General features: G+C 71.4%; 6 protein-coding genes. 1 reads left to right on the top strand and 5 read right to left on the bottom strand.

Annotated features, from left to right (window positions below; translation table 11 throughout):
* Positions 1-392 precede the first annotated feature (392 nt).
* Positions 393-3,536, top strand: a complete 3,144-nt coding sequence (locus ACFRCG_RS07855) for a BTAD domain-containing putative transcriptional regulator (RefSeq protein ID WP_380029903.1) — start codon at positions 393-395, stop codon at positions 3,534-3,536.
* Here the strand turns inward: ACFRCG_RS07855 and ACFRCG_RS07860 are convergent.
* The 5 genes from ACFRCG_RS07860 to ACFRCG_RS07880 form a co-directional block, all read right to left on the bottom strand.
* A complete protein-coding gene (locus ACFRCG_RS07860) occupies positions 3,520-4,281 on the bottom strand; it encodes an ABC transporter permease (RefSeq protein WP_380029904.1) in 762 nt (253 codons plus the stop codon). The genes ACFRCG_RS07855 and ACFRCG_RS07860 overlap by 17 nt on opposite strands.
* Complete coding sequence (locus tag ACFRCG_RS07865; protein ID WP_380029906.1) at positions 4,278-5,216, bottom strand: ATP-binding cassette domain-containing protein; 939 nt, start codon at positions 5,214-5,216, stop codon at positions 4,278-4,280. The genes ACFRCG_RS07860 and ACFRCG_RS07865 overlap by 4 nt, the downstream gene beginning before the upstream one ends.
* A gap of 120 nt (positions 5,217-5,336) precedes the next feature.
* Positions 5,337-6,062 (bottom strand): thioesterase II family protein, encoded by a 726-nt coding sequence (locus ACFRCG_RS07870; protein WP_380029926.1) that lies wholly within the window; start codon positions 6,060-6,062, stop codon positions 5,337-5,339.
* Between the two features lie 79 nt (positions 6,063-6,141).
* On the bottom strand, positions 6,142-10,005 hold the full coding sequence (locus ACFRCG_RS07875) for an amino acid adenylation domain-containing protein (protein WP_380029907.1): 3,864 nt from the start codon (positions 10,003-10,005) through the stop codon (positions 6,142-6,144).
* A 4-nt stretch (positions 10,006-10,009) separates the two neighbouring features.
* Positions 10,010-17,737, bottom strand: coding sequence for an amino acid adenylation domain-containing protein (locus ACFRCG_RS07880; RefSeq protein WP_380029908.1), 7,728 nt, complete (start codon positions 17,735-17,737; stop codon positions 10,010-10,012).
* Positions 17,738-17,746 lie beyond the last annotated feature (9 nt).

The following is a 17,746-nucleotide window of genomic DNA, read 5'->3' on the forward strand; positions in this document are numbered from 1 at the left end:
AGGTGAAAAGCGACCGTCTGTGCACGCCGACCAAAGAGCGTTACGGTGGGCGGCTTTCGGGGGCAAACTCGCGTCGCCAACATAAATCGCCGGGGAAACCCGGTGCAAGGGACGGTGGTCCGCGCACACCGACGGACGCCGGTGTCCCGCCGACAGGACAGTAATACGAGACCGGCCGGCCGAGGACCCCACGGACTCGACGCATGCCGTGGATCGCCCGGGGCATTGATTCCGGCGCCGTCCGGTTTTTCGGCGGCGGCTGCCGATCACCTCGAAATCGGTACCGAATTCCCGCGCGGTATCGACACGCGGACACGCCATATCGCGTTCGGGGTCCGTCAAGGTTTCGGGACCCGGTCGGGCGGGCCGAACGACCGTGGCAAAATCGGCGGGTGCAGATCGGGATGCTGGGTCCTTTCGAGGTTCGCACGGACGCCGGCGGTACGGCCGACGTGCCGGGCGCGCGGCTGCGCGCATTGCTGATCGCCCTCGCACTGAGACCGGGCCACCCGGTCCCCAAGGCCGTGCTCGTGGACTGGATCTGGGGCGAACACCCGCCCGTCGACGCGACGAACGCACTGCAACGCCTGGTGTCGCGGCTGCGCAAGGCGCTGCCCGACGGGGTGATCGAGGGCCGGCCGGACGGTTACCGGCTGACCGTGGAACCCGACTCCGTCGACGCGGTGCGGTTCGAACGCCTCGTCGCCGCGGGCCGCCTGCGCACCGAGGACGCCTCCCGACGGGTGCGCCTGCTGCGCGAGGCCCTGGAGCTGTGGCGCGGTGCGGCCATGCAGGACGTCGGTCTGGCGGACAGCCCCGCGTTCGACGCCGCGATCGTACGCCTGGAAGGCTTACGCCTGACCGCCACCGAGGAGCGTTTCGACGCGGAGGTCACCCTGGGGCGTGGCGCCGAGGTGGTCACGGAGCTGACCGACCTGGTGGCCACACATCCGCTGCGGGAACGGTTCGCCACCGCGCTGATGCGCGCCCTGGTCGCGACCGGGCGCGACAGCGACGCACTGCTGGTGTACCAGCGCACCAGGCAGGCCCTGGCGGACGAGTTGGGCGTGGATCCCTCGCCGGAGCTGGCCGCGTTGCATGGCGCGCTGCTGCGGGGCGAGTTGGGGCGGCGGGAGGAGAACCGCAGGAGCAACCTGCGTGCCGAGCTGACCACCTTCTTCGGGCGCGACGCCGACATCGCCGCGGTTCGCGAACTCGTCGCCGAACACCGGCTCACCACGGTCATCGGGCCGGCGGGGGCGGGCAAGACCAGGTTGGCCACGGAGACCGCCCGCACCCTGCTCGACGACCTGCCGGACGGGGCCTGGCTGGTGGAACTGGCCGCCATCGGCACCGACGGCGACGTGGCCCGCTCCACCCTCTCCGGCCTCGGTCTGCGTGACGCGCTGCTCGGCGCGGCGCCGAGCGTGGAGCCGACGGACCGGCTGATCGCCGCGATCCGCGAGCGGGAGGCGCTGCTGATCCTGGACAACTGCGAGCACGTGATCGAGTCCGCGGCGGTGTTCGCCCACCGGGTGCTCGGGGAGTGCCGGCGGCTGCGGATCCTGGCAACGAGCCGGGAGCCGCTCGGCATCACCGGGGAGGCGCTGTGGCTGGTCGAGCCGCTGGCCCTGCCGGACGCGGACGCGAGCCCCGACGAGATCGAGGCCTCGCCCGCCGTCCGGCTGCTGCGCGACCGGGCCGGGGCGGTGCGCCGGGACCCGTGGGTCGAGGCCCCCGCGCCGGAGACGATGGCGCGCGTGTGCCGGGCGTTGGACGGGATGCCGCTGGCGATCGAACTGGCCGCGGCCCGGTTGCGCACCATGTCCATCTATCAGCTCGCCAACCGACTCGACGACCGGTTCCGTCTGCTGACCAGTGGCAGCCGGACCGCACTGCCTCGACACCGGACACTGCGCGCGGCCGTCGACTGGAGCTGGGAACTGCTCACCCATGTCGAGCGGGTGGTCCTGCGTCGGCTCTCGGTGTTCGCCGGTGGAGCAAGCCTGGAGGCGGCCGAACGGGTCTGCGCCGGCGACGCGGTCGAGCCGGAGCAGGTCCTCGAACTGCTCACCGCGCTGACCGAGAAGTCGCTGCTGCTCGCCGAGGGCGACCGCACCCAGCGTTACCGCATGATCGGCACGATCAAGGAGTATTCCCGGCACCGGCTCGCCGAGGCGGGGGAATCGGACCGGGCGCGCCACGCGCATCTGGCCTGGTTCACCGAACTCGCCGAGACCGCGGAGCCGCACCTGCGCCGCGCCGAGCAGTTGGAATGGCTCGCCACGCTGGAGAGCGAGCACGACAACATCAGCGCGGCGATGCGCGGCGCACTGGCGGCGGGCGAGGCGCAGGCGGCGATGCGGCTGGCCGCGGGCACGGGTTGGTACTGGTGGCTCAGCGGACACCGGACCGAGGGCATCGAGCTGATCATCGCGGCCACCAGGACGCCGGGCGAGGTGACCGACGAGATCCGGGCCATGGTGTACGCGCTGGTCGTCCTGTTCGTCAGCTCCGGGCGCGGCGACGAGCACCAGGCGGCAGTGTGGATCCACGAGGCGCACCGGTTCAGCCTGCGCAGCCGGCGCAGCTACCCGCTGCTCGGGCTCGTCGCCGCGCTGGAGCGCCTGTTGCAGGCGCCCGACGCGTTCCTGCCCGCATTCGAGCCGCTACTCGACAACGAGGACCCGTGGGTGCGCGCGCTGGCTCGGCTGCACCTGGGCAAGATGCGCATCATGCTCGGCCAGGGCGGGCGGGACGCGGACGCGTATCTGGAGATGGCGCTGGCGGCGTTCCGGCAGATCGGCGAGCGGTTCGGGATCTCGTTCGCCCAGACGGAGCTGGCGGATCGGATAGCCGTGCGCGGCGAGTTCGCCGGCGCGTGCGAGCACTACGAGCAGGCGATCGCGGTGGTCACCGAGGTGGGTGCGCTGGAGGACGTGATCCGGATGCGCTCGCGGCAGGCGCAGTTGTACTGGTTGCTGGGCGACGAGGAGGCCGGCGCGGCCGCCCTGGCCGAGGCGCAGCGGCACGCGAAGCGGGTCACCTGGCCGGACGCGCTGGCCGAGTTGGCCTTCGCGCGGGCGGAACTCGCCCGATGGGGCGGCGATACCGAGGAGGCGCGTCGGCAACTCGGCGTCGCGACGGCCATGTTGGGCGAGGAGGCACAGCAGGCGAACGTCCGGGCGGCCACGCACGACCTGCTCGGCTATCTCGCCGATGACGTGGGCGAGGCGCGGGAGCACCGGGCGGCGGCCTGCCGAGCGGCGACCGAGGCGGGTCACGCGCCGGTGATCGCGCAGGTGCTCGTCGGGGTCGCGGACCTGGCGCTGCGTCGTGACGACCCCGTGCAGGCCGCGCGGTTGCTCGCGGCGAGCGCGGACGTACGCGGGTTGCCGGACCGCTCTCATCCGGACGCGGCGCGGATCGAGCAGAACGCGCGACGCCGCCTCGGCGACGGGGGTTTCGCCGAGGCGGCTCGGGAAGGGACTCAAACGCACTGGTCCCGGCTTGTCGAGGTCACGCTCGCTTCTTGAAGGTGGACACCGCCCACGTGTACCCCACGAGAGCGAGCCCGATGCACCAGGCGATGCCCGCGAGCGCGTCGCCGGTCGAGGGGTCGCCCGCCAACAGCCCGCGCAGCGTCTCGATGATCGGGGTGAAGGGCTGGTATTCGGCGAACTGGCGCACTCCGGCGCCCATCGTGTCCGCGGGCACGATGGCGCTGCTCAGGAACGGCAGCATGATCAGCGGTACGGTGGCCAGGCCCGCCGATTCCGCCGACTTCGCGGCCAGCCCCAACGCCACGGTGAGCCAGCTGGCCGCGACGGTGAGCAGGATGACGAAGCCGAGCACGCCGAGCCAGTCGAGTGCACCGGCATCCGGGTCGAAACCCATCGCGAAGGCCACCGCGATGATCGCCGTGCAGGCCACCAGGCAGCGCACCGTGGTGACGATGACCTGCCCGGTCAGCACCGCGCCGCGGGAGATGTCCATCGCCTTGAAGCGGTTGATGATGCCCTTGGTCATGTCGTCGTTGACGGCCGTCGCGGTGGATCCGAGCCCGTAGCTGACGGCCATCACGAGCATGCCCGGCGTGGCGTAGTCGATGTAGCTCTCGCCGACCTCGAAGGCGCCGCCGAGCACCTTGACGAACATGAGCAGGAGCACGATCGGGAACAGGATCGCGTTGAACAGCACGAGGGGGTTGCGCATGGTGTGCTTGAGGTTGCGGCGCAACATGATCGTCGAGTCGGCCCACGCCGTGGCGACATTGTTCATGACGCGACCGCCTCCTCGCTCGGGTGCCCGGTGAGGGCGAGGAAGACGTCGTCGAGGTCCGGGGTGTGCACGGAGAACTCCTGTGCGTTGATCGAGTACTCGTCGAGCCGGTCCAGCAGGGCCCGCAGCGACTTCGACTGGCCGTCGCTGGGCACTCGCAGGAGCAGTTCCTGGTCGTCCCTCGTGCCCCCGCGCAGCACGCGCGCCGCCGCGTCGAGCTCGTCGAGATCGGTGAAGCGTAGCCGGACGTGGGTACCGGGGACCTGACGCTTGAGTTCGTCGGGGGTGCCCTCGGCGACCAGCCTGCCCTGGTCGAGCACCACGATCCGATCGGAGAGGTGGTCGGCTTCGTCGAGGTATTGCGTGGTGAGGAAGATGGTGGTGCCGTCGGCCACCAGATCGCGGACGATCCCCCACATCGTGCGCCTGCTGCGCGGGTCGAGGCCCGTCGTCGGCTCGTCCAGGAAGATGATCCGCGGGGCGCCGACCAGGGTCATCGCCAGGTCCAGCTTGCGGGTCATGCCGCCGGAGTAGGTGGAGATGCGCTTGTCCGCCGACTCGACCAGGTCGAAGCGCTCGAGCAGCCGCTCGACCACCCGCTCCCCGGAGCGCACCCGCTTCAGGTCCGCCATCAGCTGCAGGTTCTCCCGACCCGTCAACAACTCGTCCACCGCGGCGAATTGACCGGTCACCCCGATCGCCGCGCGGACCTGCCTGGTCGCGGTCAGCACGTCGTGCCCGGCGACGTGCACGCTTCCGGAATCCGCTTTCAGCAACGTCGCCAGAACGTTCACCGTCGTCGTCTTGCCCGCCCCGTTCGGGCCGAGCATGGAGAAAACCGATCCCTCGGCGACCTCGAAGTCGATGCCGTCGAGCACCATCCGGTCGCCGTATGCCTTGCGCAGCCCGGAAACTGCGATCGCCGTACTTCTCATGCATCCACCATTTCCACGGTGACTGTCACCCGACTGTCACACCCCTGACACGGCCGCTGACATCGCATTCCGTCGTGTCGCCCCGGGTGGGGCACCGCTGCTTCGGCCGGAGGCCGCTGGTCACCCCGTGGTGTCGTGGGCGGATTGCGCCTCGATCAGATCCAGGATCTCCCGGGCGTGATCGACCAGATACATGTGATCGCCCGGGAACTCCGCGTACGCGAACGTGCTCGTGGTCGCGTCCCGCCACTCCCGGGCCTGGTCCGCGTCGACCAGACCGTCGCGGCTGCCGCGAATCGAGCAGATCGGCACCGAGATCGGGTCGTCGGTACTCGGGAGGTAGTTCTCGTGCATCTCGCAGTCGGCCTGCAACACGGGCAGGATCAGCTCGCGCATCTCCGGGTGGTCCAGAGCCTCGTGCCGGAATCCGGCGAACTCCTCGACCCGGGCCAGGAATTCCTCGTCCGGCAGACCCGAGGCCCGGCGCTCCCGCTGGGTCCAGGGACCCGGCGAGCCACTGACGACCAGTCGCTCGACGGGCACCCCGCGCGTGCTCAGCAGATGCACCAACTCGTAGGCGAGCACCGCACCCAGGCTGTGCCCGAACAACACGGTTCGCGTGCCCCGGCCGAGGTTCTCGACGATCTCGTCGACCGAGTTCTTGGCCGCCTCGACCACATTGCGATACGGCGTCTCCAGGATCCGCCGCTCCCGGCCGGGCAGTTCGACCGAGAGCACGCGCCACCGGTTTGCGGCGGGTTCCCGCCACGGGTGGAAGAACGACGGTCCCGCTCCGGCGAACGGCACGCACAACAGCGCGGTCTGCTTCTCGTCCGGCGCGGACATGCCGGGTGCGCTCACCCCGACCAACCCCAATCATCATTCGTCGGTTCGTCGAAACCGGTCTCGGGCAATCGACGTGCGGTCACTGCGCCAGCTTGCGGACGACGACCTCCATGACCTCGGCCACGGGGCCGGGCATGTTCATCTCGTGGTGCGTGGCCCGCACGTCGTGCACCTCGATCTCGCCCAGGACCAGCGGTCGCCACATGTGCGCGTACAGGTCGTCCTTGAGCGTCGCGCTGAAGAACACCACGTCGCCGCGATAGACCGGCGACTGGAAGGACATGATGTGCCGGGTGTTGTTGGCCAGCACCTTCGACATGGTGTCCAGGAAGTCCTGCTGGTTGTCGGTGCCGATGTACTGGCCGAAGAACTCCTCGAGTTCGTCCCGGTAGTCCTCCAGCGTCTTGCCGGCGTGGATCTCCGAGAACCCCTCGCCGCCCGGCTGGGAGTCGAGGATGGCCACCAGGGCGACCTCGTGCCCGCGCCGGTCGAGCCCCTCCGCGACGGCCTGCACGACGGTACCGCCGTAGGACCAGCCGATCAGATGGAAAGGGCCCTCGGGCTGGATCTTCAACATCTCGGCGATGTAGTCGTCGACCATCTCCTCGACGGAGCCGGCCAGCGCGTCCACGCCGTTGGAGCCGCGCGATTGCAGGGCGTAGGCCGGGCGGTCCGGCACGTGCATCACGAAGCTGAAGTAGGCCCAGCCCAGGCCGCCTCCCCCGTGGAAGAACCACAGGGGCTCCTTGCCCGTCCCGGGATCGTTGTTCAACGGCAGCACGACCCCGAACGGGTCGACGTTGTCGCCCACGGGGATACCGCCGATGAGCACGAGCGAGGCCAACTCGGCCACCGTCGGGAACTTGATGATCGTCCTGAGGGGCACGTCGACGTCGAACATGGCGCGCATGCGCACGCTGAGCCGGGTGGCCATCAGCGAGTGTCCGCCGAGGGCGAAGAAGTCCTCGTGGATGCCGACGCTCTTTCGGCCGAGCAACTCGCCGAAGAGCGCGCACAACTTCTCTTCGGTGACGTCGCGGGGCCCTTCGCCGACGACGGCGCCCGTCTGCTCCGCCGGCAGTGCCCGCCGGTCGAGCTTGCCGTTGGGCGTCAGCGGGATCCGCGAGAGCGCGATCACCGAGGCGGGCACCATGTACTCGGGCAGGCGCCCGCGCAGGTGCTCGGTCAGCTCGGCGAGCAGCGCGACGGTCGCCTCGTCGTCGTACACCCGCGGCCCCTCACCCGCCGGGCCGGCGGAGTCGGCCGACGCGCCGACGGTGGACGCGGGCACCACGTATCCCACGATCTGCCGCTCGTCCTCCCGGTCCTCGCGGACCACGACCGCCGCCTGCGCGACCCCGGGGTGCCCGGCCAGCGCGTGCTCGATCTCCCCCAACTCGATCCGGTAGCCCCGGATCTTCACCTGGTGGTCGGTGCGCGCGATGTACTCGAGCAGGCCGTCGCGGTTCCACCGCGCCAGGTCCCCGGTGCGGTACATCCGCGCCCCGGCCGGGCCGAACGGGCAGGGCAAAAACCGCTCCGCGGTCAGATCCGGGCGACCCTGGTAGCCGCGCGCCATACCCGTACCGGCGATGTACAACTCGCCCTGTACCCCGCGCGGAACCGGGCGCAGCCGCGCGTCGAGCAGGTACACCTGCGTGTTCCCGACCGGGGTCCCGATCGCGACCCCCGCCCCGGCCTTGACCGGCGCCATGGTCGACCACGTGGTGGTCTCGGTGGGGCCGTACCAGTTGCCCACCTCGACGGCCTGGTCCGCCAGTGTCTCCGCCAGCCGTACCGGCACCGCCTCCGCGCCGGTGATGATCCGCAGACCCCGCGCGGCGGTCGGCTCGTGGGTGAGCACCATCTGCCAGAACGCGGGCGTGGCCTGCACCACCGTGACCTCGTGCCGGCGCAGGAACGCCACCATCCTCGACGGCTCGGTGACCGTGTCCCTGGTCGCCATCACCATGGTCGCGCCGCAGACGAACGGCAGGTACAGCTCGGTGTTGGCCATGTCGAACGACACCGTCGTGCTGAACAACATGCGGTCGTCGGGCGACAGCGGGAAGCGCCGCCGGGTCGCGGCCACGAAGTTGGCCAGCGCGCCGCGGGGGATCGCCACCCCCTTCGGGGTTCCGGTCGAGCCCGACGTGTAGATCACGTACTGGGTGTTGTCGGGCCGTACGACCACCTCCGGCGCCGAGTCCGGATATCCCGAACAATCCGCTCCGGCCAACGTGTCCGCGTCCAGTACCAGGAGCGGATCCGCCTGCCCGAGGACGTGGTCGATCCGCGAACGCGGGTGGTCCGGATCGACCGGGACATAGGCTCCGCCGGCCTTGAGCACCGCGAGGATCGCCACCATCAGGTTCACCGTGCGCGGCAGGCACACCGCGACCCGCGACTCGGCTCGCACGCCGCGCTCGACCAGCCAGTGCGCCAGCCGGTTCGACCGGACGTCCAGCTCCCGGTAGGTGAGCGTCTCCTCCTCGCCGATCACGGCGAGGGCCTGCGGGGCCGCCTCCACCTGCCGGTGGATCGCCGCCAACAGCCCCTGTTCCAGGGTCGGTTCGGTGGTGTCGTTGACCTCGACGAGCAGTTGCTCGCGCTCGCCCGCGACCAGCACGTCGATGTCCCCGACGCGCACGTTCGGGTCGGCCACCACCTGCTCCAGGATCCGGATGAACCGGGCGGCCATGTCCTCGACCGTGCCGCGGTCGAACAGCCGGCCCGAATACTGGATGTCGCCGTGCAGCCGGCCCGCCTCGTCCACGCCCATGCTGAAGAACAGGTCGACCATCGTCTTCTGGGTCAGCGCCTGCTGGAACTCCACCCGGAGGCCGGGGAGTTCGAAGCTGGGCCGGGCATAGTTCTGCCAGCCGCACATCACCTGGAACAGCGGCCGGTATTCGGCCGAGCGGTCGGGGTTGAGCGTTTCCACCAGCACGTCGAACGGCACGTCCTGCTGCTCGTAGGCGGACAGCGCCTTGTTCCGCGTCCGGGTGAGCACGTCCACGAAGGACGGGTCGCCCGAGAGGTCCACGCGCAGCACCAGGTTGTTGACGAAGCAGCCGATGAGGTCCGCGAGCGCGTCGTCGGTGCGGCCGGCGATCGGGGTGGCGATCGGCACGTCGTCGCCGGCGCCGAGCCTGCTCAGCAGCACCGCCACGGCGGACTGTACGACCATCGCCATGGTCGTGCCGCGTTCGGCGGCCAGCTTCTCCAACCCGGCCGACACCTCCCGGGTCGCCACGAGGGCGACCGCGTCGCCGGCGGTGTCCGTCTCCACCGATCGCGGGCGATCGAGCGGCAGGTTCAGCGGCTCGGGCACACCCTCGAGTTCGTCGCGCCAGTATTCGATCTGCGTCGCGACCAGGCTGTCCGGGTCGTCCACGTCGCCGAGGACCTCGCGCTGCCACAGCGTGTAGTCCTTGTACTGCACGGGCAGCGGCTCCCACTCCGGTGCCCGACCGTCGCGGCGCGCGGTGTAGGCCACGCCCAGGTCTCGGGCCAGCGGCGCGCCCGAGCTGCCGTCGGTGGCGATGTGGTGGATCACCACCGTCAGCACGTGCTCCTCGGGCGAGCAGCGGAACAGGCTTGCCCGAAACGGGATTTCGCTCGCCAGGTCGAACCCGTGCGCGACGGCCTCGTCGACCGCCGCGGAGACGTCCTCGGCGGCCACTTCGACCACCGGCATCCGCGCCTGCGGCAGGGCCTGCGCCAGGGGCAGGATCCGCTGGCGCGGCTCACCGTCCTCGTCGGTCACGTACGTGGTGCGCAGGACCTCGTGCCGCTCGACCACGTCCCGGATCGCCGCGGCGAGGGCGTCGCGGTCCAGCGCCCCGGTCAGCCGGAACGCCGCCGCCATGTTCCAGGTCTCCCCACCCTCCAGTTGGTGCAGGAACCAGTAGCGACGCTGTGCGAATGACAGCGGAATCATTGCCTCACTCCTCTACGGTCATCTTGCGCAAACCGGGGCGGCGGGGAGCCGTCGGTTCCTCCGACCACGGTGCGAGCGCGGCCACTGTCGGCAGGTCGAAGATCTTGCGGATGGGTATCTCGATCCCCAGGTCGGCGCGGGCCCGGCTGATCAACCGGGTGGCGAGCAGGGAGTGCCCGCCGAGCGCGAAGAAGTTGTCGTCGATGCCCACCCGGTCGAGGCCGAGCACTTCGGCGAACAGCCGGACCAGGGCCTGCTCGCGGACATTGCGCGGCGCCCGGTAGGCGCTCGTGCCGATCTCCGGCTCGGGCAGCGCGGCCCGGTCCAGCTTGCCGTTGGGCATCAGTGGCAGCCGGTCCAGGAACATCAGGGCCGACGGCACCATGTACTCGGGCAGTCGCTCGGCGAGGAATCCGCGAACGGTGTCCGCGTCGGCCTCGCCCGACGAGACCAGGTACGCGACGAGCCGCGTGCCGGCGCCGGTGCCCCGGGTGAGCACGGCGGCCCGGGCGATGTCGGGGTGCGCGGTGAGCGCGGCCTCGACCTCGGCGGGCTCGATCCGGAAGCCGCGCAGCTTGACCTGCGCGTCCCCCCGGCCCACGTATCGCAGCTCGCCCTCGGCGTTCCAGCGGGCCAGGTCCCCGGTGCGGTACATGCGCGCGCCGGCCGGGCCGAACGGGTCGGCGAGGAAGCGCTCCGCGGTCGACCCGGTGTTGCCGTGGTAGCCGCGCCCCACGTTCCCGCCGACGTACAACTCGCCGACCGCGCCCGGCGGCACCGGCGCGAGGTCGGGGCCGAGGAGGTAGGCCCGCATGTTGCCGAGCGGGGTGCCCACGGGCGCGCTGCCCGCCCAGTCCCGGGTATCGCCGGAGACGGTACTGGTGGTGGCGTAGAACGACTCGCTCTGCCCGTAGGCGTTGACGATCCGTACGCCCGGGAAGGCTTCGCGCGTCTTGTCGACGAGCGACGGCGGCAGGGCCTCGCCGGCGAAGACGACCGTCTCCACCTCGACCCGGTCGCGGATGCGGTCGACGAGTTCGGCGAAGGCCGACGGCACGGTGGACACCACCGCGCCGCTCCAGCGCTCCCGCTCGTCCAGGACCAGAACGTCGCGGACTACGTCGACGACGCCGCCGGCGGCGAGGGTGGTGAAGATCTCGAACGCCGAGACGTCGAAGTTGATCGACGTGCCCGCCAAAAGGCGTTTACCCGGCTCCATGCCCACCCTGGAAGCGAGCCGCAGTACGCCGTTGACGACGTTGGAGTGGGTGATCGCGACGCCCTTGGGCTTGCCCGTGGATCCCGAGGTGTACAGCACATACGCCAACTGCTCGGCGTGCGGGGGTCGTTCGATGTCGGCGCGGGCGGTGGACAGGTCGAGCGCGTCGAGGAACACGTCCGGGGCGTCGTGCTCCGGCAGCGCGGCCACCGTCGCGGAGTCGGTCAGGACCAGGCGCGGGCGTGCCTCCTCGAGGATGGCCCGCAGGCGTTGGCTGGGGTATTTGGGGTCGACCGGCAGATACGCGCCGCCGGCCTTCAGGACCGCGAGCAGCGCGACCACCAGATCGGCCGAGCGCGGCAGCGACACCGCCACGGGCGACTCCGGACACACCCCGAGCGCGACCAGTTCGCGCGCCAGGCGGTCGACCCGGGCCGTCAGCTCGCGATACGTCGTCGACTCGCCCTCGGCGACCACGGCGACCGCGTCCGGGGTGCGGGCCGCCTGGGCCTCGACCAGTTCGGTGATGCTCACGTCCGGGGTCGGCACGGTCGTATCGTTGAACGCGACGAGCAGGCGCTCGCGTTCGGCCGGATCCAGCGTGTCCACCCGGGCGACCGGGCGTTCGGGGTCGGCCACGAGTTGGCGCAGGACGCGCAGGAAGCGGGCCGCGATCGCCTCCACGTCGGCCCGGTCGAAGACGCCCGGCGCGTACTGGAGGATGAACTCCGGGTGCGGGTCGGCGGCCACCATCAGAGCCAGCGGGTAGTGGGTGCCGTTGTTCGGGCGCAGACCGGTGAAGGTGATCCCGTCCGCGGCGGCTCCGGCGTCGGCCAGGCCCTCGCGGTCGATGGGATACGACTCGAAGACCACCAGGGTGTCGAAGAGGGACGGCAGGCCGACGGCCTGTTGGATGTCGACGAGCCCGTGGTGGTGGTGCTCCATCAGGTCGGCCTGTCGGCGCTGCAACGCGGTCAGGACCTCGGCGACGGTGTCGCCGGGGGCGTGGCGCACGCGGACGGGAACGGTGTTGATGAACATCCCGACCATCGACTCGACGCCCGCCACCGCGGGCGGGCGCCCGGAGACGGTGGCGCCGAAGACCACGTCCCGGCGGTTGGTGAGTCGGCCGAGCAGCAGTGCCCAGGCGCCCTGCACCAGGGTGTTGACGGTGATGCCCATCGCGGCGGCCCGGCGGATCGACTCGCGCGCCTCGTCGACCGGGAGGGCGATCTCCACCTGTTCGAGACCGCCCTCGCCCACGTCGGCGGAGCCGGGCGCGAGCAGGGTCGGCTCCTCGACCCCGTCGAGTTCGGCCGCCCACGCCCGTGCCGTCTCGTCCTGGTCCTGCCGGGCCCGCCAGGCCAGGAACTCGCCGTAGCCACGGCTCTCGGGCAGGCCGGCCGGATCGCCTCCGGAGGCGTAGAGCAGGAGCAGATCGCGCATCAGCAGCGGCATCGACCAGCCGTCGAACAGCACGTGGTGGGCGGTCATCACGAACTCCGCCCGCCCGGACTCCACGGTGGCCAGGGCCAGTCGCATCAGCGGCGGGGTGCGCACGTCGAAGTGGGCGGCCCGGTCCCGGACGAGGAATCGCTCGAACGTCTCGGTCCGCTTGGCCTCGTCGACCGAGGTCAGGTCGAGGTGTGTCCAGGGCAGGGTCACCCCACGCGCCGGGACCACCTGTACGAGAGCGCCGTCGGCCCGCTCGACGAACGCCGCGCGCAGGTTGGTGTGCCGATCCAGCAGGGCCTGTCCGGCCCGGCGCATGCGTTCCGGGTCGACCTCGCCGGAGAGCTGGAAAACCAGCTGCACGTGGTAGGCGTCGAAGGACGCGCCGGCCAGCATGGTGTGGAACAACATCCCCGACTGCGCGGGGGTGGTCGGCCAGATCTCGGTCAGCCGGCCGAGCCGGGCCTCCCAACCGTCGATCTCCTCCTGACGCACCTCGACCAGCGGCGCGTCGGTCGGGGTCGACCCGCCCGCGTCGGGGGTCGCGGCGTGCCGGGCCAGCGCGGTCGACGCCTCGACCCACGCCTCGGCCAGCTCGCTCACGTCCTCACGGGAGAGCACACCCGTGGGGAAGGCGAAGTAGGCGGTCAATTCGTCGCCGGCGGCGGTGGGCGTGGCCACCACGTCGATCTCCAGGGCCGAGAGCACCGGCATGTCCGCGTCCGGCGCGGCGATCAGGTCCGGGTGCGTGTCGTCCGGTGCCCAGCCAAGGCCGCGCAGCTCGGCGGGGATGTCCGTGCCGGAGGCGGCGCGGCCGAGGTGGTTGAACCCGATCTGCGGCTCCCGCTCGGCGGCCAGCGTGCCGGCGGTGTCCCGGTTGAGCCGGCGCAGCAGGCCGTAGCCGATGCCGTTGTCCGGTACGGCGCGCAACTGCTCCTTGACCGCCTTGATCGCCAGGCCGGCGGCGGGTCCGCCGGCGAACGCGTCTTCCACGTCGATTCCGGCGAGGTCGAGCCGGACCGGGAACGAGGAGGTGAACCATCCGACCGTGCCCGACAGGTCCGCGCCGGGGATCACGTGCTCCTCCCGGCCGTGCCGCTCCATGCGCACCAGCGCCGAGGACTCGGACCCGCCCCGGGTACGGCGCCGCCGCGTCAGCGCCAGCGCGAGCGCGGCCAACAGCCCGTCGTCGGCCCCGCCGCGGAACACCGCCGGGACCGTGGTCAGCAGGGCCTGGGTGACGTCGGCCGGTACCCGGACCCGCACCGTGTCCACGGTGGCCGCGACATCGCGCGTGCGGTCGAGTTCCCGGGCGCCGAGCACGGGCTCGTCGCCGCTCAGGATCCGCTGCCACACGGGCAGTTCCGCCACGCGCGCCGCGTCGGCAGCCTCGTCGGCCAGGGCATGCGCCCACCGGCGCAACGAGGTTCCCGCCGGCGCCGGTTCGGGGGCGTGGCCGGCGTGGATCCGTTGCCACGCGCGGATCAGGTCCGGGACCAGGATCCGCCACGACACCCCGTCGACCACCAGGTGGTGCAGCACGATCAACAACCGTCCCGCGCCCGGGTCGGCGGCGAACCACACGAACTGCGCCACGACACCGGCGTCCGGATCCAACCGGCCTGCGGCCGCGTCCAGTTCGGCGGTGACGTCGGCGTCGCCGCTGGGCACCTCCCGCAGCAGCGCGCCGGCGTCCACGCTGCCGGGCGGCTCGATCCACAGGCCCGGCCGGGCCCGGTCGAGCCGCGAACGCAACACGTCGTGCCGGTCCAGCACGGCCTGGAGCGCGCCGAGCAGTTCCGCGCGGTCGATACCTTCGGGCAGGGTCAGCATCGCCGACATCGAGAACCGCCCGATGCCACCACCGAGCGCGAGAACGTGCGCCGCCATCGGCGTCAGCGGGGCCGGGCCGACACCGCCGCCGGGCAACTCGGCCAGGGTCGGGCCCTGTTCGGCGTCCCGCTCCGCGACCAGCTCGGCGAGCCGCGCGACCGTGCGGTGCTCGAAGATCTCCCGGACGCCGACCGTGATGCCCCGGGCCTTGGCCCGGGCCACGACCTGGACCGAGCGGATGCTGTCCCCGCCCAGCGCGAAGTAGTCGTCGGCGATCCCGACGCCGTCCAGGCCGAGTACTTCGGCGAACACGGCGCACAGGGTCTCCTCGCGCCGATTCCGCGGCGCCCGGCCGGTGGACACCTGTGCGTAGTCCGGCGCCGGCAGCGCCCGCCGGTCGAGCTTCCCGTTCGGCGTCAGCGGAATCGCGAAGAGCGGGACGATCGCGGCGGGCACCATGTAGTCGGGCAGCCGGGCGCGCAGGTGCTCGCGCAGGTCGGCGAGCAGGGCGGCGTCCGGGGGCGGCGCCGGGGCGTCGGCCTCGGTCGGCGCGGGGTCCGGGTCGGCTTCCGCCTCCGGAACCACATAGGCGACCAGCCGCTTGTCCGACCCGTCCTCGCGCACCACGACCACCGCCTGCGTCACGCCGGGGTGTGCCGCCAATACATGCTCGATCTCGCCGAGTTCGATCCGGAATCCGCGGACCTTGACCTGGAAGTCGGTCCGCCCGACGTAGTGCAGCCGCCCGTCCCGCCCCCAGCGCACGAGATCCCCGGTGCGATACATCCGGGCACCGGCGGGACCGAACGGACAGGCGACGAATCGTCCGACGGTCAGGTCGGGTCGCCCGTGGTATCCGCGGGCCAGGCCGTCACCGGCGATGTACAACTCGCCGTCGACCCCGCGCGGGACCGGCCGTAGCCGCGAATCCAGCACGTAGACCCGGGTATTGCCGATGGGTGTGCCGATCGCCGGGGCACCGGATCCGGGCGCGACGGTCGCGCTCGTCGACCAGATCGTCGTCTCGGTCGGGCCGTACACGTTGAGCACGTCGACGGCCCGCCCGGCCAACGTCTCGGCCAACCGCTGCGGCAGCGCCTCGCCGCCGACCAGGACCCGAAGGCCCGTCGCGGCGGTCGGCTCGTGGGTCAGCACCATCTGCCAGAACGCGGGCGTCGCCTGTACGACGGTGACTCCGTGCCGGCCGATCGTCGCCACGGCGGCGGACGGATCGGACACGGTGTCCTTGTTCGCGAGCACCACCGCCGCCCCGCAGATCAGCGGCAGATACAGTTCGAGCGCCGCGATGTCGAACGAGATCGTCGTCACCGCGAGCAGTCGATCCGCGGGCGAGAGCGGAACCCGCCGACTCATCGTGGCCAGGAAGTTGGTCAGCGCGCCGCGCGGAACCGCCACCCCCTTCGGGTTGCCGGTCGAACCCGAGGTGTAGATGACATAGGCGATGTTGTCCGGCGACACGCGCACGGTCGGTGCCGAGTCCGGGCCCGTGGACAGGTCCATGTCGGCCCACGTCCCGGTGTCGAGCACGAGCACCGGGCGGGAGTCCGCCAGGATGTGGTCGATCCGGGAACCCGGGTGCTCCGGGTCGATCGGGATGTAGGCGGCGCCGGCCTTCTGCACCGCCAGCAGTGCGACCACGAGGTCCGCGGAGCGCGGCAACCGGACGGCGACCGGCGACTCGGGCCGCACCCCGCGCTCGATCAGCCGGTGCGCCAGCCGGTTGGCCCGGGTATCCAACTCCCGGTAGGTCAGCGACCGTTCCTCGCCGATGACGGCGAGCGCGTCGGGGGTGTCGCGGGCATGCCGCGCCACCGTGTCCACGAGGTCGGCGGCGGGGATCGGCTCGACCGTGTCGTTCGCCGTGTGCAGCAGCCAGGCCCGCTCGTCCTCGCCGAGCACGTCGAGGTCGCCGACGCCCACGCCCGGATCGGCGACCACCAGTTCCAGGATGCGGACGAACCGCTCGACGATGTCGGTCGCCGTGGCCCGGTCGAACAATTCGGTCGCGTACTCCAGTCGGCCGTGCGCGCGTCCGCCGGCGTCCGGGACCACGTTGAGGAACAGGTCGACCTTGGCGGTGTCGGTGCCCACCGGCACAGGGGTCACCCGCAGGCCCGGTATCTCGATCGGCGGCCACACGAACTGCCAGGCCAGCATCACCTGGAACAGCGGCTGGTACGCGGTGGAGCGTTCCAGGTCGAGCAGTTCCACCAGCCGCTCGAACGGCACGTCCTGGTTGTCGTAGGCGGCCAGGGACTTGTCCCGTACCTGTTCGAGCAGTTCGCCGAACGTGGGGTTGCGGGACAGATCGGCGCGCAGCACCCAGGTGTTGACGAAGAACCCGATCAGATCGGCCAGGGCCTCGTCGGTGCGCCCCTCGATCGGGCTGCCGATCGTCACGTCGTCGCCGCCGCCGAGGGTGCGCAGCAGCACCGCCAGCGCCGCCTGGGCCACCATCGGCGCCGTCGCGCCGCGGTCCGCGGCCAGCTTTCCGAGTCGGGTGAGCAACTCGGGTTCCAACTCGAAGGAGACATGGCCGCCGTCGTGGCCGGCCACCGTCGGCCGGGGCCGGTCGAGCGGCAGTTGCAGGGGCTGTGGAACCCCCGCCAATTCCGCGCGCCAGTAGTCGAGTTGTGTCGCGGCGAGGCTCTTCGGGTCGGCCTCGTCGCCGAGCAACTGCTGCTGCCACAGCGTGTAGTCCTTGTACTGCACCGGAAGCGCCGTCCACTCCGGCGCGCTCCCCTGCCGCCGGGCCGCGTACGCCGACACCAGATCACGCAGGAACGGCGCCATCGACGATCCGTCGGCGGCGATGTGGTGGAAGACGAACACCAGGACGTGCTCCTGCGGGGCGATCCGCAGGAGGGTCACCCGCAGGGGCAGGTCGGTGTGCAGTTCGAACCCCTCGCAGGCGACCTCCCGCGTCACGGCCTCGACCGCGTCCGCCGCGACGTCGACCACCCGGAACCGCGGGATCGCCTCCTCCGGGGCCAGGATCCGCTGCTCCGGCGTTCCGTCGGCGTCCTCCACGATCAGGGTGCGCAGGCTCTCGTGCCGAGTGACGATGTCCGTCACCGCCGCGGCCAGGGCCGCCGTGTCCGGTGGCCCGTCCAGGCGGAGCACGAACGGAATGTTGTAGGTCGCGGACGAGCCTTCCAGACGGTGGAGGAACCACAGCCGACGCTGGGCGAAGGACAACGGGATCATCGACGCTTC

This window comes from Embleya sp. NPDC056575, from assembly GCF_042793325.1.
In the GTDB taxonomy this organism is placed as follows: domain Bacteria; phylum Actinomycetota; class Actinomycetes; order Streptomycetales; family Streptomycetaceae; genus Embleya.

Bases quoted from the DNA above. Each gene is read 5' to 3' on its own strand.
- ACFRCG_RS07860 (WP_380029904.1), bottom strand. From the start codon at position 4,281: ATGAACAATGTCGCCACGGCGTGGGCCGACTCGACGATCATGTTGCGC.
- ACFRCG_RS07865 (WP_380029906.1), bottom strand. From the start codon at position 5,216: ATGAGAAGTACGGCGATCGCAGTTTCCGGGCTGCGCAAGGCATACGGC.
- ACFRCG_RS07870 (WP_380029926.1), bottom strand. From the start codon at position 6,062: ATGTCCGCGCCGGACGAGAAGCAGACCGCGCTGTTGTGCGTGCCGTTC.
- ACFRCG_RS07875 (WP_380029907.1), bottom strand. From the start codon at position 10,005: ATGATTCCGCTGTCATTCGCACAGCGTCGCTACTGGTTCCTGCACCAA.
- ACFRCG_RS07880 (WP_380029908.1), bottom strand. From the start codon at position 17,737: ATGATCCCGTTGTCCTTCGCCCAGCGTCGGCTGTGGTTCCTCCACCGT.